This window comes from Acinetobacter sp. R933-2, assembly GCF_030325485.1.
Taxonomy (GTDB): Bacteria; Pseudomonadota; Gammaproteobacteria; order Pseudomonadales; family Moraxellaceae; genus Acinetobacter; species Acinetobacter sichuanensis.
The window spans coordinates 202,389-222,453 of record NZ_JACAIJ010000006.1 but is presented as its reverse complement, the minus strand read 5'-3'; the positions used below and the strand labels follow the sequence as shown (position 1 = coordinate 222,453).

The following is a 20,065-nucleotide window of genomic DNA, read 5'->3' as shown; positions in this document are numbered from 1 at the left end:
TCAGAAAAAATTGCTATGACGGAAGAAATTCCAGAACGTGAAGCACGTGCATTTGATACCATGACAGGTCATACTATTTTTATCACTCAACGTGATGGTGCATTTTACGCCTATCAAAATGTATGCCCTCACCTACAAACTGAGCTTGAGTTTTTAGAAAATCAGTTTTTAGATCGCGATGGTGAATACATTGAATGTTCAACACATGGTGCTTTGTTTGATGTTGAAACAGGTGAATGTATTTCTGGACCTTGCTTAGGTGATACACTTGAAAAGGTCAATATCAAAGTACATTCTGACGGTGGTATTTACATCGTAGAAGCATAATTTACGACTAGGGACAGCCATGCTTGCGTTTTTTTTAGAATATGACTTAATGCCTTTTCATTTAAGTGTTCTAGCGCTAATTTTATTAAGCATGGCTGAAACCATTGGTTATTATTTTGGGTTAAGACCCAGTACTTTTCTTAAAAGAATTTCTCCTGACTGGCTAACCAATGCCCCATTACTACAAGTTAAATTTGCTAAAGTTCTTATTTTTGTATTTTTGCTGATTAATTTCAGTTTTGCAGGCTATTTTTTACAACTGTGTATTTTTGCAAGTCAGCAACAATTTTTCCCTTGGTATTATGTCATTTTACCTGCGTCAGTCATCGCGATTTTTTTTACTGTATTTATGATTCATTGCTTAGACCAAGTCATTAAACCTAAATTTACCCCAACAACTGTAAATTTATTAGGACGTTTAGCGACTGTTTCTAGTGGTAACGCACGCCCAGGATTTTCAGCACAAGCACGTGTTCGTGATGAATTTGGTCAACTACACTATGTACAAGTCGAGCCTGAATTTGGTGAACTCGAGTTCCAAGCACAAATTATTTTGATCCGCTTTCGTAAGTCACATTACATTGCCAAAAAAATCTCAGTGTCTAATGATTTATTCAGTTCAGAGTAAGTCTTTTTTGAAGCCGATATGACTGAAAATATCATTTTTCATTGCTCAAAATACAAAAAACACCTGATCTTTAGATCTGCTCAAATCTCCAATGTGTGCTGTCTATAACTAAAAAATAAGAATATTGTTTAAGTCAAAAGAAATAGCGTAGGTCTTTAAAAATTTTCGAGATAAAAGACATAATTTGGCAAATTTAAAAATTTTTTCATCTAAAAAATGCATCGTCATTTAGCGATGCACTCACACTGTTTAATAAAAAACTCGCTGTCAATTTTTATCTTTTCTCTACTTAATTTTTATTTAAATTAAAAATCAATTTAAGAATTATTTAGATTATTTACAAATTAAAAAATACAATCCAAAGTATTTTAGTTGGTTTTAAAAATATAATTCAAAGCATTTTACTCGACTTTAAAATATTATATACAAGTGTTTTAGTCAGATTTATTTTATTAAATCAAAGTATTTTAATCAACTTTAAATAACGATAAATTTTAGTATATTTTTTAATTAAATTAATTATAAGTATTTGTTTTATATTTAAAAAACAATATATTTTTATTTTAATTGTTTTATCTATTTATTTTATGTTTATTTTTGGTTAATAATATAAAAAGAGTTTTCAAATAGGCATATGTAATGAGCTCAAAACCTAAAGATATAAACCGAAAATTAGTTAGAGAAATCACCATTATCTTAATCGTGAAAATTATTCTTTTATTAATTATTAAGAATATCTGGTTTGATGCACCAACAATTCCTAAAAATTTTGATAACCAAGTTGCTGAGCGTATTGCTGGCAGTCCTTCCCAAACTCAGGAGACACGTTGATGATTTCTGAAAGCGTGGTCGATCTTTCGCGGTTCCAATTTGCAATGACCGCGTTGTATCACTTTATTTTTGTGCCTTTAACACTCGGTTTAGCTTTTATTCTTGCCATTATGGAAACCACCTATGTGATTTCTGGTAAAGAAATTTATAAGGATATGACTAAATTCTGGGGAAAACTCTTTGGTATTAACTTTGCCTTAGGTGTCACAACTGGCTTAACCATGGAGTTCCAATTTGGTACAAACTGGGCGTATTACTCACATTATGTTGGTGATATTTTCGGTGCACCACTTGCTATTGAAGGATTAATGGCATTCTTTCTAGAATCAACTTTTATTGGTTTATTCTTTTTTGGCTGGGATCGCCTTTCAAAAGTACAGCATTTAGGCGTCACATGGTTGGTTGCACTGGGTTCAAACATGTCGGCATTATGGATTTTGGTTGCCAACGGCTGGATGCAAAACCCTGTCGGTGCAGAATTCAACTTTGAAACAATGCGTATGGAGCTTGTCGATTTTGGCGCGCTCATTTTCAACCCAGTTGCTCAGGTTAAATTTGTGCATACAGTGTCTTCTGGCTATGTCACAGGTGCAATTTTTGTTTTAGCCATTTCAAGCTATTACATGTTGAAAAAACGTGATTTACCTTTTGCACGTCGCTCATTTGCTATTGCTGCTATTTTTGGTCTAGCGTCAACATTGTCAGTCATTTTACTGGGCGATGAGTCAGGTTATGAATTAGGTGATGTTCAAAAAACTAAACTCGCAGCCATTGAAGCAGAATGGGAAACTCACCCTGCACCTGCACCATTTACTTTATTTGGCATCCCAAATCAGGAAGAACAACGTACCGATTATGCTGTTCGTATTCCTTATGTTATGGGAATTATTGCTACGCGTTCCTTAGATAAAGAAGTTACGGGGATCAAAGACCTGATGGTGCAACATGAAGCACGTATTCGTAATGGTATGGTCGCTTATAGTGAACTTGAAAAACTTCGTTCAGGTGATCGTTCTCCTGAATTAATCTCATCATTTAAAGAAAATCAAAAAGACTTAGGCTATGGCTTACTTCTTAAAAAATACACACCTCATGTTGTAGATGCCTCTGAAGCTCATATTCAAGCGGCAACAAAAGATACGATTCCCAATGTCACAGCGTTGTTCTTTTCATTCCGTGCAATGGTGGCATCTGGTTTCTTAATGCTCTTATTGTTTATTTTAGCAACTTATGCTGTCGCAAAACGTAATGCTGAAAATAAGCCGTGGCTCTTAAAATTTGCTTTATTTGGCTTACCTTTACCTTGGATTGCAACACAAACAGGTTGGTATGTCGCTGAAGGTGGTCGCCAACCGTGGACGATTGGTGAAGTTTTACCTACACATTTATCGGCATCGAGTTTAAGTACAGCAGATGTTTGGGGTTCTATCATTGCCTTGGCTGCATTTTATACAGTCTTGTTGATTATCGAGATGTATCTCATGATTAAATTCTCTCGTTTAGGACCAAGTTCATTACATACAGGCAAATATCATTTCGAAAAACTTGCTGCTAAAGAAGCACAAGTGAGTGAGGTTCAATCATGATTGAATATGAACTTTTAAAAATCATTTGGTGGGTACTTGTCGGTGTTTTACTGATTGGCTTTGCTCTCACCGATGGCTTCGATATGGGCGCAATGGCAATCATGCCTTTTGTAGGTAAAACAGATGATGAGCGTCGTGCAGCAATCAACACCATTGCACCACATTGGGACGGAAATCAAGTCTGGTTTATTACCGCAGGTGGTGCATTATTTGCGGCATGGCCAATGGTTTATGCTACAGCATTTTCAGGGATGTATTGGGCGTTACTTCTTGTTCTCTTTGCCCTGTTTTTACGACCTGTCGGTTTTGACTACCGCTCTAAACTTGAAAATACGCAATGGCGTACATCATGGGATTGGGGTTTAGCAATCGGTGGGGCTGTACCTGCGTTGGTGTTTGGTGTGGCTTTTGGCAATATGTTTTTGGGTGTGCCTTTTAGTTTAGATGAAACTGTACGTTCAACCTATACAGGAAGCTTTTTTGCACTTCTTAGTCCATTTGCTTTAATTTGTGGTTTGGTCAGCCTTTCTATGCTCAATGCACACGGTGGGGCTTGGCTCATGTTACGTACAGATGGTGCTTTGCGCCAACGTTCTGCAAAAGCAACACAATTCATGGCAATCATATTTCTGGTGTGCTTTTTAGGTGCAGGTGCATGGTTATATTTTGGTAGCATCGAAGGCTATACACTGGCGCAACCCTTTGACACCAATGGCGTTGCCAATCCCTTAGCAAAAGAAGTGATTACCAATAACAATCATGGTTGGATGAATAATTATTCAAATTATCCAATCACAATGATTGCACCAATTATGGCAATTTTAGGTAGCTTAATCGTGATTGCTTCTGCGGCTAAGGCGAAGGCAGGTTTGAGCTTTCTAGGAACCTCAATGATGATTGTAGGCGCAATCTTAACCGCAGGTTTTGCATTGTTCCCATTCCTTATGCCTTCAAGCATTAACCCCGTTGCAAGTTTGACCATGTGGGATGCCGTTTCAAGTAAAAACACACTCACTGTAATGACGATTGCTGCATGTATCTTTGTACCTATTATTTTGTGTTACACCACTTGGTGTTATTACAAAATGTGGGGTGTGATCACGAGCAAGCACATTCAAGAAAATTCACACAGCCTATACTAAGGCTGTGTCATTGACACGAGGAATAACGTAATGTGGTATTTTGCTTGGATTTTAGGCATTTTAATGGCATGTTTTGCAGGTGTACTGAGTGCCTTATATATCGAACATCATCAAGATTTAGATGAGGAATAAGACCATGACAGAAATCGCAATGACAACTGAAGAACGGAAGCCTAACAAATTTGCTATGGCAATTTCATTTTTAATGGCATTGCCTTTGGCTACGGTTTTACTGCTCCATCCTGCAATGATGCTTGATGCCAATGGTCACTATAATCATACGGTTTTAATGTTGGTCATGATCGGGATCTCAGGTGGATTTATTTATGGCGTAGGATTTCTACCACGGTTTTGGTTATGGAAATGGTTATTTAGTCCCTATGTGGCATGTCCTCTCATGCTTTGGGGTTATTACACTTGGTTCTTAACCTAATAACTTAAAAAGAAAACCCTGAATCAATCAGGGTTTTTTAACTTATATGTTTAATCTCGTGATATAGCGATGCAGTCAACTCGCCAATACATCTTTTACCCTCTAATACCTTAAAAACTAAGGCTCTAAACGACTAAATAGAAATTTTTATTTTGTTGATATATCTCATTTAATATCTCAATAAATCGCGCTAAAAGACTATTCTGGTTTTGATCTATCATCTTATGCTGTAATTCTGCTAATTTTTCTAAAACCAATGGAATCTCAGCATTGAAAAAAGTCAATGTTGATTCCTCTTCATCTACATAAAATTCTACTTGAATAAAACGATTATCTTTCAGAAGAACATTATGAATAAATAGTTGCTCATACATTTCTTGTTCTAATTCAAATTGTAATACAAGATCATATTTTTCAAATGGATCTGTACCACTATAAATTGAATACATTTTCAAGCCTCATGAAGCCGCTTTTCGCATTTCAATCAAACATAAATTGACCTGTGGAATTCCAACATCCGCCTCCAATGGATAATCCTCCATCACACCTGTTTGAACATACCCTCGTCTTGCATAAAATGCGATTAATTCTGTACGCACATTGAGTACCCACATCACATATGTTTTCAAATCAGACTGAACATCTGTCGCATATTTTTCAGCATAGTCTAAAACTAATTTTCCCAAACCCTGATTTTGCCAATCAGGTGAAATCGCAAAAGTACCTATTTCCACTGATAACGCGTCAAAAGTTAACCCAATACACGCCACAACTTGATTGTTTTGCTCAGCAACAAGTAAATGAAAATGACTATTTTGCAATTGTTGTAAAAGCTGAGAAGATGAAATACGTGCGCCTAAAACTAAGTCAGCTTCAGTTGTCCATGTGTTTGCATTTTTCTGACGATAAGCTGCATTAATCAAATCAACCAAAGACGAAATATTCGTGAGATCAGCACGATAAAAACTCAATTTATTTAAATCATTCATTTTTTTTTAAAACTTTATGTATAAACCAAAATAATATTTCATACAACACAACGTAACAACCTAAAATTGCTAAATAAATCAGTTCTCCATTTTGTGTTGCATGGCAACGTTCTCCCGTAAAACACTTAAAAACGATATGAAAATAAGTACTGCCCCACAACCATACATACACACTGGTTAAAATGATAAAAATGACCTTCGCCCACACAGGATGAGCACCTTTCAGCATTTTGATACACTGATAAGTACGGATTTGAGCTAAAGCAAATCCCCACAGCCCACAAAATGCTAAACTGAATATCAAAATTAAAACAAAATCTACTTTCATGATCCATCTCTTAAATATAGAGCGTAATTTTGATGAAATTTTGACAAAATAATGCTTTGATCAAGATGTCATGTTTATAACCCCGTATTTTGTTTTCAATTTAACTATTTTGATCTGGTTTATTTTGACCAATTTGTCTAACAAAAACTCGCTTATTTATTACAATCAAGACTTAACACAAGCCTCAGTTCTGCTATGCTTAAGCTCATATATTGACTAAGCACGGATGAATCGCATGAGCGTAACTATTGGTACTCCTCTCCAATCTTCTGCTTTTAAAGTTCTACTTTTAGGCTCTGGTGAACTGGGTAAAGAAGTTGTTATTTCCTTACAACGTTTAGGTGTTGAAGTACATGCCGCAGATCGTTATGAAAATGCACCTGCAATGCAAGTTGCTCATTTTTCTTATGCCTTAAATATGGCAGACCCTGAACAATTAAAAGCATTGATTGAACAAGTCAAACCCAATTTAATTGTGCCTGAAATTGAAGCCATTGCAACGCAAGTTTTAGTTGAGATTGAAGAACAAAATATTGCAACGGTTATTCCTTCTGCAAAAGCAGTAAATTTGACCATGAACCGCGAAGGAATCCGTCGTTTAGCTGCTGAAGAACTCGGTTTACCAACGTCTGCTTATCGTTTTGCAAATAGTTTAGAAAGCTTCCGTGCAGCATGTGACGATATTGGTTATCCAAACTTCGTTAAACCTGTCATGTCTTCATCAGGTAAAGGTCAATCACGTGTTAAAGAGTTTGCTGAAGTTGATGCGGCTTGGGAATATGCGCAAACAGGTGGTCGTGTTAACCAAGGTACTGTCATTGTTGAATCACAGATTGATTTTGACTTTGAAATTACCCTACTGACTGTACGTGCTAAAAACCCAGAAACAGGCGAAGTTGAAACGCATTTCTGTGATGCGATTGGACACCGTCAAGATGCGGGTGACTATGTTGAAAGTTGGCAACCACAAGCCATGACAAATGCAGCTTTAGCAGAAGCACAACGAATTGCCAATAAAGTGACTGTGGCTTTAGGCGGTTGTGGTATTTTCGGAGTAGAACTATTTGTCAAAGGTGATAAAGTGTGGTTTAGTGAAGTTTCTCCTCGTCCACACGACACAGGTTTAGTCACGCTTGCCTCACAATTTCAAAGTGAGTTTGAGTTACATGCACGTGCGATTTTAGGTTTACCTGTAAATACCGAACGTCATAGTACTGCAGCCAGTGCCGTGATTTACGCAGGCGTAGATGCCACAAATTTATCATTTTCTGGCTTAAATCTTGCATTACAAAATCCTGCTACAGATTTACGAATTTTTGGCAAACCTGAAGGATTTAAACGTCGTCGTATGGGTGTGGCAACTGCACGTGCAGAAACAACAGACCAAGCACGTACATTAGCATATGAAGCAGCGTCAAAAGTCACTGTTCAATTGAATAAATAGTTTTAAAACTTGCGGACAATAATTTTATGATCAACACCTCTCCTCTGTTGAACTACGTCAGTAGTCTCCACGATATTAAAGCAATTAATCAATGGCGTACTGATGTCGAACAACAGCTACAAGAGGCATTTGATCAGGGTCAGCCGATCCGAGATATTATTCATTGTCGTTCAAACTTTATTGATGAAGCCCTCATTTTCCTTTGGGAACATGTTGGGCTGCATCAAACTGATCTCAGTTTATTTGCCGTTGGCGGTTATGGTCGCCGTGAAATGCTGCCTTATTCTGATGTTGACATTATGATCTTGTCTGAGTCTGAATTGAATACAGAACAAGAACAGATGGTTTCAAGTTTTATTTCTTCACTTTGGGATGTTGGTAATTTCAAACCGGGCGTCAGTGTTCGTACGATTCAAAGTTGTTTTGAACAAGCAACCAATGACTTAACTGTAGCTACAGCCTTGATTGAAGCTCGCTTGATTACAGGCAATACCCAATTGACCAAATGGCCACGCCGCGTGGTCTCACAAACATGGACAGATAAAACCTTTTTTGATGCAAAAATGGACGAACAAGCTCGCCGTTATGCACAACATAATCATACTGAAAGCAACCTAGAGCCAGACATTAAAAATGCACCTGGAGGCATCCGAGACATTAACCAAATCGGTTGGATTGCTAAACGACATTTTCGAGTCAATCGTATTTATGACCTAGTACATTTGGGCTTTATTTCTGAGTTTGAACTCGCTGTTTTAGAAAATGCAGAAAATTTTCTTTGGGAAATTCGCCATCATTTACATCGTTTAACCAAACGAGATGAAAACCGCTTATTATTTGACTATCAACGTGAAATAGCCAACATTTTTGGTTATAAAAAACAAGAAGGTAAACACATCAATTACCCGATTGAACAATTTATGAAACGTTATTATCGTACAGCTCAACAAGTGTCTACACTGAATGAAATGTTGTTGTCGTATTTTAATGAGTCAGTCATTACCCCACGCTTACCAAACTACGAACGTAAAATTGAAAATATTAATGAGAATTTTAAACTGGTGGATGGCAAACTTGCTGTACAACACCATAAAATTTTTGCAGAGAAACCAAGTGCAATTTTAGAAATTTTCTATTTATTGGCAAATCGTCCTGAAATCGAAGGCATACGTGCCCGTACCTTACGCTTACTGACTTTAGCAGCAAAACGTATTAATCAAAATTTCCGTGATAACCCTGCACACCAAGCCTTATTTATGGCAATTATTCGTTCGCCACATCGTCTTTATGACACCATGGTGGCAATGAAACGTTATGGTGTATTGGGTAATTACATTCCTGCATTTGGTCAAATCATGGGCTTGATGCAATATGACTTATTTCACATCTATACCGTTGATGCACATACGCTTTTACTGATCCGCAATTTAAATCGTTTTAAAGCGCCAGAGTTTGCAAAAGACTATCCTGTGGTCAGTTCTGTATTTCAGCGTTTAGTACGCCGAGATATTGTTTTCCTTGCTGCTTTGTTCCATGACATCGCGAAAGGTCGTGGCGGTGATCACAGTGAATTAGGTGCTGAAGATGCGATTGTATTCTGTCGCGCACATGGTTTTACGGAACGTGAATGTAATTTAGTTGCTTGGCTGATTCAAAATCATTTGTTGATGTCGATTACAGCTCAGAAAAAAGATATTTCCGACCCTGATGTGGTGAAAGAGTTTGCTGAAAAACTGGGCGACATGGAGCATTTAGATTATCTCTACACACTCACTGTCGCTGATATTAATGCAACCAATCCTAAACTTTGGAATACTTGGCGCGCGTCTTTGATGCGTCAATTGTATACGCATGCACGTGATGTGATTCGTTCTGGTTTAGGAAGACCCGTTGACTATCAAATGCTGATTGAGGACACAAAGTTTTCAGCCAGTGAAGTACTGGTTGATGAATTTCCACTCGATCAAGTTGAACAAGTCTGGCAAGAACTTGGAGATGAATACTTCTTAAAAGAATCCGCCGATGAAATTGCATGGCACACGCGCGCCATTTTGCAGCATGGTGACAACCCTGCACCATTAGTGCTCATGCGTGCGCACCGTAAAGCAGCACAAGATGCTGTGCAAATCTTTATTTATACCCAAGATAAGCCGAACTTATTTGCAACGACAGTCGCTATTTTGGATCGTATGAATTTAGATGTTCAAGATGCTCGTATTATTACTGCAACCAAAGCATTTAGTTTGGATACTTACGTTGTTCTTGACCGTTTCGGTACACTGCTTACAGATCCTGAACGTGAAGAAACTGTAAAACAGGCATTGATCAACGCACTCAGTAATTCAGATAAATATCCGGGCTTAATGCAACGTCGCATTCCTCGTCAACTGCGTCATTTTGATATTGAAAATACTGTAGATATCACTTTGAATGAAGCTTTACAGCAAAACATGGTTGAGATTTCTACACTCGATCAACCCGGTTTATTGGCACGTGTGGGTGGTCTATTTATGATGCAAGGCTTAGATATTCATTCTGCACGTATCGCTACATTAGGTGAAAAAGCAGAAGATATTTTCTTTGTGACCAAAAAAGATGGTACGCCTTTAAATGATGCAGAATCAGAAATTTTTGTCGCACAACTCAAAGCTGCTTTGGATGAAGCTTCAAATCAAATTTCTATCCAGCATTAATACTTTGTTTTAACTTAATTTTTATATCATGGTAATTGTTTCATGAACTCTAGTTTGTCTTTATTACATCCATATCCGTTTGAGAAGTTAGCTCAACTTTTTAAGGATGTAAAACCTGCTGATTTCCCTTTAATTCCACTATCCATTGGGGAACCCAAGCATCCTGCACCAGAGTTTGTGAAACAAGCGATCATTGATAATTTTCAACACTTATCAACTTATCCAAACAGTAAAGGTCTGCCTGAACTGCGCCAAAGTATCGCAAATTGGTTAACACAACGCTTTCAACTTAACACCATCAGCGCAGAAGAACAAGTTTTACCTGTGACTGGCACACGTGAAGGTATTTTCTCTTTTGTTCAAGCCTTGATTAATCGTGATGATGCACCTTATGTCGTCATGCCAAACCCTTTTTATCAAATTTATGAGGGTGCAACATTACTGGCAGGCGCAAAACCTTACTTTATCAATTGCACTGAAGAAAATGGCTATCTTGGTGATTTTGATGCAGTTCCTGCTGAAGTCTGGGAAAAAACGGCATTACTTTTTGTCTGTACACCAGGCAACCCTACAGGTACGGTTTTATCTAAAGCGCAATTTAAAAAACTGATCGCCCTTTCGGATCAATATGATTTCGTCATCGCCTCAGACGAGTGTTATTCAGAACTTTGGTTCGATGAAGCACCTGTCGGATTACTCGAAGTTTGTGCCGAAATGGGACGTGATGATTACAAAAATTGTGTCGTATTCCATTCTCTTTCAAAGCGTTCAAACTTACCGGGTATGCGTTCTGGCTTTGTCGCGGGTGATGCAAATCTACTAAAACCGTATTTAAAATTCCGTACTTATCATGGCGCTGCAATGCCTGTGCAACACCAAATTGCTTCAATCACCGCTTGGAATGACGAAAGTCACGTTGAAGAAAATCGTAAATTATATCGTGCCAAATTTGAATTATTTCAAAGTGAATTAGGTCATCTTCTCCCTTTACAAAAACCAGATGCGGGGTTCTATTACTGGTTAAAGGTAGATCATGATGAAAACTTTGCTAAAATGTTAATGGAAAAAGCACACATTAAAGTACTACCAGGACGATATTTATCTCGTGATACTGCGCAAGGTAATCCCGGTGCAGGACATGTTCGTATGGCATTGGTTGCAGATATTTCACAATGTGAACAAGCAATTCAACGCTTAAAAGCGATTCTCTAAATTGTAACGCAGTTAATTCCGTTATTTTTCTTCAAAATAACCTGCAATAACTATCGCAATATATTGAATCCAATAAAAAGCCCATGCTGACTGTATGGGCTTTATTTTATGGAAAATAACTTGGGAATGTATTTTCTATCTTGCCAATGATTGTTGGCTTAGACATACTGAATCATCTCAAGGAATTTATAAATAAAAATGAAATCGCATGACCCTTTGCAGCGTAAAAGCTTCATTTCAAAATACTGGTTTATCATTGCTGCCATATTAATAATTTTGGTTGTCGCTTTTTTATTGTTTAAGACTGTAGCAAAAAAAGAAAAAGTTACACAAGAAAAAACCACGACAACTGAAACAAAAGCTGCTCTTACCGTGAGTGTGATCCAACCTGAACGACAAAATTGGAAGCAAACACTTACAGCAAATGGAAATATCGCAGCATGGCAAGAAGTTGTTATCGGTAGTGAACTTTCAGGACAACGGATCAGCAAAGTCTATGTCAATGTCGGTGACAGCGTAAAACGCGGGCAAGTACTGGCTGAAATTAACAATGAGAGTATTCGCGCAGATTTGGCTTCTGCCCAAGCCAATTATGCTGAAGCACAAGCCACACTGGCTGAGGCAAGCAGTAATAACAAACGTTTCCAACAACTGAAAGACACGGGTGCAATCTCTGCGCGTGAGGTGATGCAATACCAAACTTCACAAAATACTGCACAAGCACGTTTAGATGCAGCAAAAGCCCAGATTGAAAGTAATCAATTACGACTAACACAAACGCATGTGGTCGCACCTGATCATGGGGTGATTTCAGCACGTACTGCAACTGTCGGTTCTCTCGCACAAACAGGACAAGAACTGTTTCGTATGATTCGTGATGATCGTTTAGAGTGGCGTGCCGAAATCACAGCCACCGACTTATATAAACTTAAACAAGGTATGACCGCACAAATTACCTCACCCGATCCTAGCCAGGCGAAGATTGTTGGAACAGTGCGTATGATTGCACCTGTGATCGACCCACAAACACGTTACGGCTTAGTTTATGTTGATTTACCAAATACAGATGCTGTTCGTATGGGCATGTTTGTTAAAGGTGAATTTGATTTAGGTGAAAAACTTGCACTCACTGTGCCTCAGTCTGCTGTGTTACTCCGTGATGGTTTTGCTTATGTCTTTATTGTTGACCAAAACAATCGTGTCACTCAGAAAAAAATCACCACAGCACGTCGTTTGAATGATCGGATTGAAGTATTAGATTTGGCTGATAATGTCAAATTGGTTGCTTCAGGAACGAGTTTCTTAGCCGATGGTGATTTAGTCAAAATTGGACAAGCAATTCCTGAGACACCACTTACACAACAACTCATGCCAAATCAGGAGAAATAAGATGAATTTCTCCGCATGGTCAATCCGCAATCCAATTCCCAGTATTTTATTATTTATCATGTTGGGTTTAGCTGGGTTTCTCTGTTTTCACTGGATGAAAGTTCAACAATTTCCTGATATTGAACTACCTATGGTAACTGTGACAGCATCTCTCCCAGGAGCTGCTCCACCTCAGCTTGAAACAGAAGTTGCACGCAAAATTGAAAACTCGATTGCCAATATTCAAGGCTTAAAAAATCAATATGCAAGTATCCGTGATGGTGTCGTCACGGTTACCGCAGAGTTTCAACTAGAAAAACCGCTACAAGAAGCCGTCGATGATGTACGTAATGCAGTTTCACAGATTCGTTCAGATCTGCCTGCAGACTTACGTGATCCGATTGTCAGCAAGATCAATCTCTCTGGTTCTCCTATTCTGACTTATACCATTCAATCTCCAAAAATGGATGAAGAGGCATTGTCATGGTTTGTTGACTATGACATTAGCCGTGCCATGTTACAGGTCAAAGGCGTCGGTGCTGTTTCACGTGTCGGCGGTGTAACACGCCAAATTGATGTGGAACTCGACCCTGAAAAGCTCTTGGCACTCAATGCAACTGCTACAGATATTACTCGTCAACTGCGTTTGACCCAACAAGAAGCATCTGGTGGTCAAACCAAAATTGGAGGCAGTGAACAATCTATTCGCACCATTGCAACAGTACAAACAGCTGCTGAAATTGCAGCGATGGATATCGCACTGAGTGATGGTCGTCATATTCGTCTCGATCAAGTTGCTACGATTCATGATGGAATCGCTGAGCGACGTTCAGCCGCTTTATTGAATGGACAATCGGTAATTGGTTTTGAAATTACCCGTAGCAAAGGTGCCAGTGAAGTTGATGTAGAAAAAGGTGTCATTCAAGCTTTAGATAAACTCAAAGCCAATCATCCTGATATCAAAATTACTGAAGCATTTAACTTTGTTAAACCTGTAGAAGAAAACTATAAAGGTTCAATGTCTTTGCTGTATGAAGGTGCCATTTTAGCTATTTTAGTGGTCTGGTTATTCTTACGCGACTGGCGAGCAACGCTGATTGCGGCGACTGCACTGCCTTTATCGATCTTACCTGCTTTAATCGGCATGTATTATCTGGGTTTCACCCTGAATATGGTCACCCTACTTGCACTCTCTTTAGTGGTCGGGATTTTAGTCGATGATGCAATTGTCGAGATTGAAAATATCATACGGCATCTAAGGATGGGGAAAACGCCGTATGAAGCTGCGATGGAAGCAGCCGATGAAATTGGTTTAGCAGTAATCGCCACAACCTTTACGCTGATTGCAGTTTTTCTTCCCACTGCGTTTATGAGCGGTATTGCTGGAAAATTTTTCGTACAATTTGGTTGGACAGCAGCGCTTGCTATTTTTGCATCACTTTTGGTCGCACGATTACTCACACCAATGATGTCTGCTTATATACTCAAACCTTGGGTTGGCAAAATTGAAACCCATGCACATCTTGCAGATACACCACAACAAGATGGTGGTTATCAGGCATTAGCACAAGACCGTGCCCAAGATGGACGTGTCATGCAGCTTTATATGCGTATGGTCACTTGGTGTTTAAATCATCGTTGGATGACTATTTCGAGCGCTATTGTCTTTTTCATTTGCTCTCTGATGCTCATTCCCTTACTTCCTACAGGTTTTGTACCTCCCCCTGATACTGGGCAAACACAAGTACGTTTAGAACTTGCACCTGGTTCACAATTTATTGAAACTTTAAAAACAGCCGAATACGCACGCCAGTTAATCAAAGACAATCCTGATATTAAAAGTGTCTATACTACGATTGGTGGCGGTGCAGCAGGAAGTGATCCTTTTGCAGGTTCAGCCTCTGAACCTCGTAAAGCAACTTTAACCATTCAAACGACAGCACGTGCTGATCGTGATACACGCCTACAAGACATTGAACTCGATATACGTAAACGCCTAGAACCTTTACCGGGAGCGCGCGTTCAGGTTGGTATTGCGGGTAATAATAGCCAATATCAAATTGCACTATCAGGTGATGACCCTGAGACTTTAGTCAGTACAGCACGTCAACTCGAACGTGAAATTCGTACCATTCCAAATATTGGCAGTATTACATCCAGTGCAGCACTGGTACGTCCTGAATTGGTGATTCGTCCTGACTTTGCCAAAGCCGCAGACTTAGGCATTACCACACAAAATATTGCTGAAACTGTTCGCATTGCAACAGCAGGTGATTTTGATCAAAACTTGGCAAAACTCAATTTATCACAACGTCAAATTCCGATTGTCATTCAGCTACCACTTTCTGCACGTCAAGACCAAGACTTGATTAAACGCTTAATGATCACAGGCAGCAAAGGTCCTGTCATGTTAGGCAATATCGCCGATGTCAATATTGAAAGTGGTCCATCACAAATTGATCGTTTCAACCGCTTGCGTAATATCAACTTCAACATTGAGTTGAACAATCAACCCTTGGGGGATATTGCAGCAGCAGTTGACCAACTCCCTACGATGAAAAATCTACCGCCTACAGTGAAACGTACTAATATTGGTGATGCAGAAGTCATGCAGGAACTTTTTGCAAGCTTTGGTTTAGCGATGCTGACTGGTATCTTGTGTATCTATGTAGTTTTAGTATTGTTATTTAAAGACTTTTTACAACCGATTACCATTTTGGTTGCACTTCCTCTAGCTTTAGGTGGCGCATTTGTACTACTTCTTTTAGCCAACAGCAGTTTTTCTATGCCAAGTTTAATTGGCTTAATTATGCTGATGGGAATCGCCAGTAAAAACTCTATCTTGTTGGTGGACTATGCCATTATTGCCAAAGATGAAAAGTCCTATTCAAGAACCAATGCCCTTTTGGATGCTTGTCATAAACGCGCACGTCCAATCATCATGACAACCTTAGCAATGGGTGCAGGTATGTTGCCCATTGCTTTGGGTATCGGCACGGATCCAAGCTTTAGAGCACCTATGGCGATTTCGGTCATTGGGGGATTAATTACCAGTACATTCTTATCTTTACTGGTAGTTCCTGTTGTTTATACCTTTATTGACGATATCAATCGTAAAATTCGAGGTCTAAAAAGATAAAAACTATCTGTAATAAACATTAAAAATCATGTTTATAAGATCACTCATCATCGCCTTAAAGAGAAGTTCGCTTCTCTTTTTTTCTTACAGATTGCATTTTTTAACTTTGTTTTATTTTCAAAAACTAAACTCGACTCAATAAACCACTACAATTAAAAACATTATATTCTTTAATCACAAAGCTTGAATGTAAAGCCACGACAAACTCTATTTTACCAATACGTTTGAGTAAAATTTCACTATAATTTTCCATATCTTTAGCCACAACTTCAACTAAAAAGTCAGCAGACTGACCTGTCACCAAAAAAGCATTGATCACTTCGGGAATATTTTCCAATTCTTCTAAAAATTTTGCAAAAGTATCCGTATCATGTTTACTGAGAGAAACCTGTAAAATAACATGCAGTTTAAAGCCCAATTTTTCGTAATTAATATCACGTTTTAAATTCGTCATGATATTAGTTTCAATAAGATGCTTAATACGACGATGCACCGAACTCACTGATAAATTGATCCGTTCTGACAATTCATTAAGATTAATATCTTCATGTGTCAAAATTTCAAGAATTTGTTTGTCATAACGGTCAAGCTCCATTATCAGCTCCTCTACAACTATTCAATATTTATAATAAAATCCATAACTTGACCTAAATAGATCAACTCTTTTGCTTATAATACAATAAGCGTTTTAATAAGGATTGAAAGACTTCTTTCTCGTTAAGTATAGCGTAGTATATTTGAGAAATTTTTTCTTATTATTTTATTTTTTTGGTAAATTTTTCCAAAACGAATCGTTTTATCGATGCCATTTAAACAAAACTGCTTGTACATCATAAACGGTCATTGCGCGTGTTAAAGTTTGATCTTTTTGTACTAAATGCTCAAGCAGTTCCATAAAAAACTCGACCATTAATACTTTTTGTTTTTCCAAATCATATTTATTGAGCAAAGTGATATTCAATAGGACATTATAGTTTTCAAAATCTAAATCACGATCATTTTCTAGATGATCTTGATAAGTTAAAAAAAAGTCATAATCAAATTCTTTTAAATTTAAAATACCAAAGTAAGCGTTTTTATTTTCGTTTTCCTTTAAATTTAGCGTCAAAATTTCATTTAAATACCCCACCAATTGCACAAGATGAGTTTCACAATAGAATGCACATTGGTAACTTACAGACATACCTTATATACCACGCCAGTCAACACGAGCATTACGCTCAGAATTATAAATACGCTGTACATACTGTCCAATCGGTAAATTTAACAAACTTTGTTTGTACTGTTTTACCTCATCAGAAACATGTAACTCACTTTCCACTTCCCACGGCGTCCCATTTAAATACAATAAAGGTGCGAGCATTGAACAGACGGCGATATCCGCTAAACCCAAACGATCTCCAACCAAATATCGACAATGATTTTCGATCAATTTTGCATTCAACTGTTGAATCATTTCATCCATTTTAGACTTAGATTCAGAAACTTTCTCAATATCTAACTGATAACTCTTTGAAACTAAAGTTTTTAAAATTGGTTTAGATATTTTTTCAAATTGGCGTAAATAACCTTTTTCACCCAACATAATCTCTAAAGGCTCGTCACTGGTTGACAATGCTTGTGCCAACCCCCAACGGCGCACATGTGCACCTAGCTCATTAGAAAGTGTATTAATTTCCAAAGCTTGTTGACGCAAATGTGGATCTAAACGCAATAAAGCATGTTCAGGATAAGTATCATCCAAATATAAAGCGATCTCAGTTGAATCGGCGATCCAACGTTCACTATCCTTAAGAATAGGCAGCTTATTTTGCCCTGTTTTCAGTTGAGCAAAAGCACGATGTACGCCAGGGATTAAATTTTGCGCTACAAAATCTAGTTCTTTATGATCAAGTAACCAACGTGCTTTTTCACAATAATGCGATAAAGGAAATTGGTAAAGAATGCGCATATAATCTCCAAATTATTTTTCTAATCAAAGCTTTAGGATAAATCCAAGTGATTACATCTACTTTAACTTTTCACTTTAAAAATTACAATGTACTTTTTGTTCAAAAATTTTGGTAAATAGTCAATTCTGTCTCATTTATTATTGAAGCCTACTTGTATTTTATTTGATAAATAACATGATTAAGTTAATCACTTTTAATTCAGTCATCTTTATTTTTATAAGCAGAATAAATAAGATAACAACCTAAACCAAATGATAGTCCACTCAACAAGAAAGCTAAAAATATTGTGGATTCACAAAAAAATTGATTTGTTCCAGAAGTCCCTTAAAGGTATTTTGAATTGTTTTGAAATCTTACATCTGAGACCTGACTTTACTATGGCTTTCATGTAAAATCATCGGCAATTTTTATATAACACTTTGTGAGTCATTTCATGGGTTTTAATTGCGGTATTGTCGGCTTGCCGAACGTTGGTAAATCTACACTTTTCAATGCATTGACAAAAGCTGCTATTGCTGCGGAAAACTTTCCATTCTGTACCATCGAACCAAATACAGGTATCGTTCCAGTTCCAGACCCACGTTTAGACAAATTAACCGCGATTGTTAAACCACAACGTGTCATTCCAACAACAATGGAATTTGTAGATATCGCAGGTTTAGTTGCAGGTGCATCAAAAGGTGAAGGCTTAGGCAACCAATTCCTTGCAAATATCCGCGAAACTGATGCTATTGCACATGTCGTTCGTTGTTTTGAAGATGAAAATGTCATTCATGTAAATGGTAAAATTGATCCTCTAGACGACATTGCAACGATTAATACCGAACTTGCACTTGCTGATTTAGACACAGTCACGAAAGCAGTCACACGTTTAGCAAAATCTGCAAAAGGTGGTGACAAAGAAGCTGTTGCAACTAAAGCGGTATTAGACAAAATTTTACCTCTCCTTGACGAAGGCAAACCTGCACGTGCAGCAGATTTAGATGATGATGAGCGTAAACTTGTTCGTGGTTTTGGTTTAATGACTTTAAAACCAACCATGTATATCGCGAACGTTGCAGAAGATGGTTTTGAAAATAACCCACATTTAGAAGCTGTTAAAAAGTTAGCTGCTGAAGAAAATGCGATTGTTGTTCCACTTTGCAACCAAATCGAAGCTGAAATTTCATTACTTGAAGATGAAGACCGTGCTGAATTCTTAGAAGCTTTAGGAATGGAAGAGCCTGGTTTAAATGTAGTGATTCGTGCAGGTTATGGTCTTCTTGGCTTACAAACTTACTTTACAGCAGGTGTTCAAGAAGTACGTGCTTGGACTGTTAAAATTGGTGCTACAGCACCACAAGCTGCTGGTGTGATTCACACTGACTTTGAAAAAGGCTTTATTCGTGCTGAATGTGTTGCTTACAATGACTTTGTACAATACAACGGTGAAAATGGTGCCAAAGAAGCAGGTAAATGGCGTTTAGAAGGTAAAACTTACGTTGTTCAAGATGGTGATGTTTTACATTTCCGTTTTAATGTATAAGCCATTTTTAAACTTTTAATGATTGTTGCGATTAAAGCATCCTTATTGGGATGCTTTAATTTTTTAAAATCTTAATACAAGCTTAAATAACTGTAATCTATAATATTTTTAATATAATCAAACAACACTTTACACCTAACACACTACAATAATTTCTCTTATATTTACTTTAAGGTACTTTCACCTTATTTCATGCAGGTCTAATCATGAAAAAATTCACACAATTTTTTTCCGTCAGTATCCTTTCTATTTTACTCAGTGCCACTGCGTTTGCCTGCCCTAAAGGAACCACTCTCTCTGGGGGCACAGGTCCCAAACATAAAGGAGGAAAATGCATTCTCATTCAAAATAATCACAATCTAAGCAAGCAACAAACAACCCATAAAATAACTACAAATCAACCATCTACACATAAAGTAGAAAACACGATACCAACGCAAACAAAAAATACGCATGCATCGACTTAAT

19 protein-coding genes and 1 pseudogene are annotated in these 20,065 nt (G+C 37.7%); 14 read left to right on the top strand and 6 right to left on the bottom strand.

What is annotated here, in order from left to right; genetic code table 11:
• Positions 1-15 precede the first annotated feature (15 nt).
• The 7 genes from HX005_RS09385 to HX005_RS09355 all read left to right on the top strand — a co-directional run bounded on the left by HX005_RS09385 (position 16) and on the right by HX005_RS09355 (position 4,947).
• Positions 16-327 (top strand): Rieske (2Fe-2S) protein, encoded by a 312-nt coding sequence (locus tag HX005_RS09385; protein WP_107008776.1) that lies wholly within the window; start codon positions 16-18, stop codon positions 325-327.
• A 19-nt stretch (positions 328-346) separates the two neighbouring features.
• The gene (locus HX005_RS09380) at positions 347-955 is read left to right on the top strand and encodes an OB-fold-containig protein (RefSeq protein WP_107008741.1); all 609 of its coding nucleotides are present in this window, start codon (positions 347-349) and stop codon (positions 953-955) included.
• 639 nt (positions 956-1,594) lie between these two features.
• Positions 1,595-1,786, top strand: a complete 192-nt coding sequence (gene cydP / locus HX005_RS09375; protein WP_107008742.1) for a cytochrome oxidase putative small subunit CydP — start codon at positions 1,595-1,597, stop codon at positions 1,784-1,786.
• On the top strand, positions 1,786-3,372 hold the full coding sequence (locus HX005_RS09370) for a cytochrome ubiquinol oxidase subunit I (RefSeq protein ID WP_286377136.1): 1,587 nt from the start codon (positions 1,786-1,788) through the stop codon (positions 3,370-3,372). The genes cydP and HX005_RS09370 overlap by 1 nt, the downstream gene beginning before the upstream one ends.
• On the top strand, positions 3,369-4,514 hold the full coding sequence (gene cydB / locus HX005_RS09365) for a cytochrome d ubiquinol oxidase subunit II (RefSeq protein WP_286377135.1): 1,146 nt from the start codon (positions 3,369-3,371) through the stop codon (positions 4,512-4,514). Before HX005_RS09370 ends, cydB begins: the two co-directional genes overlap by 4 nt.
• Positions 4,515-4,544: 30 nt before the next feature.
• On the top strand, positions 4,545-4,646 hold the full coding sequence (gene cydX, locus HX005_RS09360) for a cytochrome bd-I oxidase subunit CydX (protein ID WP_002120988.1): 102 nt from the start codon (positions 4,545-4,547) through the stop codon (positions 4,644-4,646).
• Positions 4,647-4,650: 4 nt separating this feature from the next.
• A complete protein-coding gene (locus tag HX005_RS09355) occupies positions 4,651-4,947 on the top strand; it encodes a cyd operon YbgE family protein (RefSeq protein ID WP_107008745.1) in 297 nt (98 codons plus the stop codon).
• 125 nt (positions 4,948-5,072) lie between these two features.
• Here HX005_RS09355 and HX005_RS09350 read toward each other — a convergent pair whose 3' ends face one another.
• The 3 genes from HX005_RS09350 to HX005_RS09340 are packed head-to-tail and all read right to left on the bottom strand — an operon-like array spanning position 5,073 to position 6,264.
• Positions 5,073-5,396 carry a hypothetical protein gene (locus HX005_RS09350; protein ID WP_286377134.1) on the bottom strand — a complete coding sequence of 108 codons (324 nt, stop codon included), beginning with the start codon at positions 5,394-5,396 and terminating at the stop codon, positions 5,073-5,075.
• 9 nt (positions 5,397-5,405) lie between these two features.
• Positions 5,406-5,936, bottom strand: coding sequence for a GNAT family N-acetyltransferase (locus tag HX005_RS09345; protein WP_286377133.1), 531 nt, complete (start codon positions 5,934-5,936; stop codon positions 5,406-5,408).
• Entirely contained in the window at positions 5,929-6,264 is a 336-nt protein-coding gene (locus HX005_RS09340) for a hypothetical protein (protein ID WP_286377132.1), read from the bottom strand. Before HX005_RS09340 ends, HX005_RS09345 begins: the two co-directional genes overlap by 8 nt.
• 226 nt (positions 6,265-6,490) lie before the next feature.
• Here HX005_RS09340 and purT point away from each other — a divergent pair, with 226 nt between their 5' ends.
• The 5 genes from purT (at position 6,491) to HX005_RS09315 (ending at position 16,120) form a co-directional block, all read left to right on the top strand.
• Positions 6,491-7,708, top strand: coding sequence for a formate-dependent phosphoribosylglycinamide formyltransferase (gene purT / locus HX005_RS09335; protein WP_286377131.1), 1,218 nt, complete (start codon positions 6,491-6,493; stop codon positions 7,706-7,708).
• 26 nt (positions 7,709-7,734) lie between these two features.
• Positions 7,735-10,401 (top strand): [protein-PII] uridylyltransferase, encoded by a 2,667-nt coding sequence (gene glnD / locus HX005_RS09330; protein WP_286377130.1) that lies wholly within the window; start codon positions 7,735-7,737, stop codon positions 10,399-10,401.
• Between the two features lie 42 nt (positions 10,402-10,443).
• Positions 10,444-11,613, top strand: a complete 1,170-nt coding sequence (dapC, locus tag HX005_RS09325; RefSeq protein WP_286377129.1) for a succinyldiaminopimelate transaminase — start codon at positions 10,444-10,446, stop codon at positions 11,611-11,613.
• A 198-nt stretch (positions 11,614-11,811) separates the two neighbouring features.
• Complete coding sequence (locus tag HX005_RS09320; protein ID WP_286377128.1) at positions 11,812-13,002, top strand: efflux RND transporter periplasmic adaptor subunit; 1,191 nt, start codon at positions 11,812-11,814, stop codon at positions 13,000-13,002.
• A 1-nt stretch (position 13,003) separates the two neighbouring features.
• The gene (locus HX005_RS09315; protein WP_286377127.1) at positions 13,004-16,120 is read left to right on the top strand and encodes an efflux RND transporter permease subunit; all 3,117 of its coding nucleotides are present in this window, start codon (positions 13,004-13,006) and stop codon (positions 16,118-16,120) included.
• A 124-nt stretch (positions 16,121-16,244) separates the two neighbouring features.
• On the opposite strand, the gene HX005_RS09310 is transcribed toward HX005_RS09315, so the two are convergent.
• The 3 genes from HX005_RS09310 to HX005_RS09300 all read right to left on the bottom strand — a co-directional run bounded on the left by HX005_RS09310 (position 16,245) and on the right by HX005_RS09300 (position 18,071).
• Positions 16,245-16,715 carry an Lrp/AsnC family transcriptional regulator gene (locus tag HX005_RS09310; protein WP_107008754.1) on the bottom strand — a complete coding sequence of 157 codons (471 nt, stop codon included), beginning with the start codon at positions 16,713-16,715 and terminating at the stop codon, positions 16,245-16,247.
• A 201-nt stretch (positions 16,716-16,916) separates the two neighbouring features.
• Positions 16,917-17,303, bottom strand: a complete 387-nt coding sequence (locus HX005_RS09305; protein ID WP_286377126.1) for a hypothetical protein — start codon at positions 17,301-17,303, stop codon at positions 16,917-16,919.
• A gap of 3 nt (positions 17,304-17,306) precedes the next feature.
• On the bottom strand, positions 17,307-18,071 hold the full coding sequence (locus HX005_RS09300; protein WP_107008756.1) for a glutathione S-transferase family protein: 765 nt from the start codon (positions 18,069-18,071) through the stop codon (positions 17,307-17,309).
• 434 nt (positions 18,072-18,505) lie between these two features.
• Here HX005_RS09300 and ychF point away from each other — a divergent pair, with 434 nt between their 5' ends.
• Both ychF and HX005_RS19685 read left to right on the top strand, forming a co-directional pair.
• On the top strand, positions 18,506-19,597 hold the full coding sequence (gene ychF, locus HX005_RS09295) for a redox-regulated ATPase YchF (protein ID WP_286377125.1): 1,092 nt from the start codon (positions 18,506-18,508) through the stop codon (positions 19,595-19,597).
• 206 nt (positions 19,598-19,803) lie between these two features.
• Positions 19,804-19,936, top strand: a pseudogene (locus HX005_RS19685) (hypothetical protein); the annotation flags it as partial.
• Between the last annotated feature and the right edge of the window lie 129 nt (positions 19,937-20,065).

Coding starts and splice junctions, on each gene's coding strand:
- HX005_RS09385 (WP_107008776.1), top strand. CDS start 16: ATGACGGAAGAAATTCCAGAACGTGAAGCACGTGCATTTGATACCATG.
- HX005_RS09380 (WP_107008741.1), top strand. CDS start 347: ATGCTTGCGTTTTTTTTAGAATATGACTTAATGCCTTTTCATTTAAGT.
- cydP (WP_107008742.1), top strand. CDS start 1,595: ATGAGCTCAAAACCTAAAGATATAAACCGAAAATTAGTTAGAGAAATC.
- HX005_RS09370 (WP_286377136.1), top strand. CDS start 1,786: ATGATTTCTGAAAGCGTGGTCGATCTTTCGCGGTTCCAATTTGCAATG.
- cydB (WP_286377135.1), top strand. CDS start 3,369: ATGATTGAATATGAACTTTTAAAAATCATTTGGTGGGTACTTGTCGGT.
- cydX (WP_002120988.1), top strand. CDS start 4,545: ATGTGGTATTTTGCTTGGATTTTAGGCATTTTAATGGCATGTTTTGCA.
- HX005_RS09355 (WP_107008745.1), top strand. CDS start 4,651: ATGACAGAAATCGCAATGACAACTGAAGAACGGAAGCCTAACAAATTT.
- HX005_RS09350 (WP_286377134.1), bottom strand. CDS start 5,396: ATGTATTCAATTTATAGTGGTACAGATCCATTTGAAAAATATGATCTT.
- HX005_RS09345 (WP_286377133.1), bottom strand. CDS start 5,936: ATGAATGATTTAAATAAATTGAGTTTTTATCGTGCTGATCTCACGAAT.
- HX005_RS09340 (WP_286377132.1), bottom strand. CDS start 6,264: ATGAAAGTAGATTTTGTTTTAATTTTGATATTCAGTTTAGCATTTTGT.
- purT (WP_286377131.1), top strand. CDS start 6,491: ATGAATCGCATGAGCGTAACTATTGGTACTCCTCTCCAATCTTCTGCT.
- glnD (WP_286377130.1), top strand. CDS start 7,735: ATGATCAACACCTCTCCTCTGTTGAACTACGTCAGTAGTCTCCACGAT.
- dapC (WP_286377129.1), top strand. CDS start 10,444: ATGAACTCTAGTTTGTCTTTATTACATCCATATCCGTTTGAGAAGTTA.
- HX005_RS09320 (WP_286377128.1), top strand. CDS start 11,812: ATGAAATCGCATGACCCTTTGCAGCGTAAAAGCTTCATTTCAAAATAC.
- HX005_RS09315 (WP_286377127.1), top strand. CDS start 13,004: ATGAATTTCTCCGCATGGTCAATCCGCAATCCAATTCCCAGTATTTTA.
- HX005_RS09310 (WP_107008754.1), bottom strand. CDS start 16,715: ATGGAGCTTGACCGTTATGACAAACAAATTCTTGAAATTTTGACACAT.
- HX005_RS09305 (WP_286377126.1), bottom strand. CDS start 17,303: ATGTCTGTAAGTTACCAATGTGCATTCTATTGTGAAACTCATCTTGTG.
- HX005_RS09300 (WP_107008756.1), bottom strand. CDS start 18,071: ATGCGCATTCTTTACCAATTTCCTTTATCGCATTATTGTGAAAAAGCA.
- ychF (WP_286377125.1), top strand. CDS start 18,506: ATGGGTTTTAATTGCGGTATTGTCGGCTTGCCGAACGTTGGTAAATCT.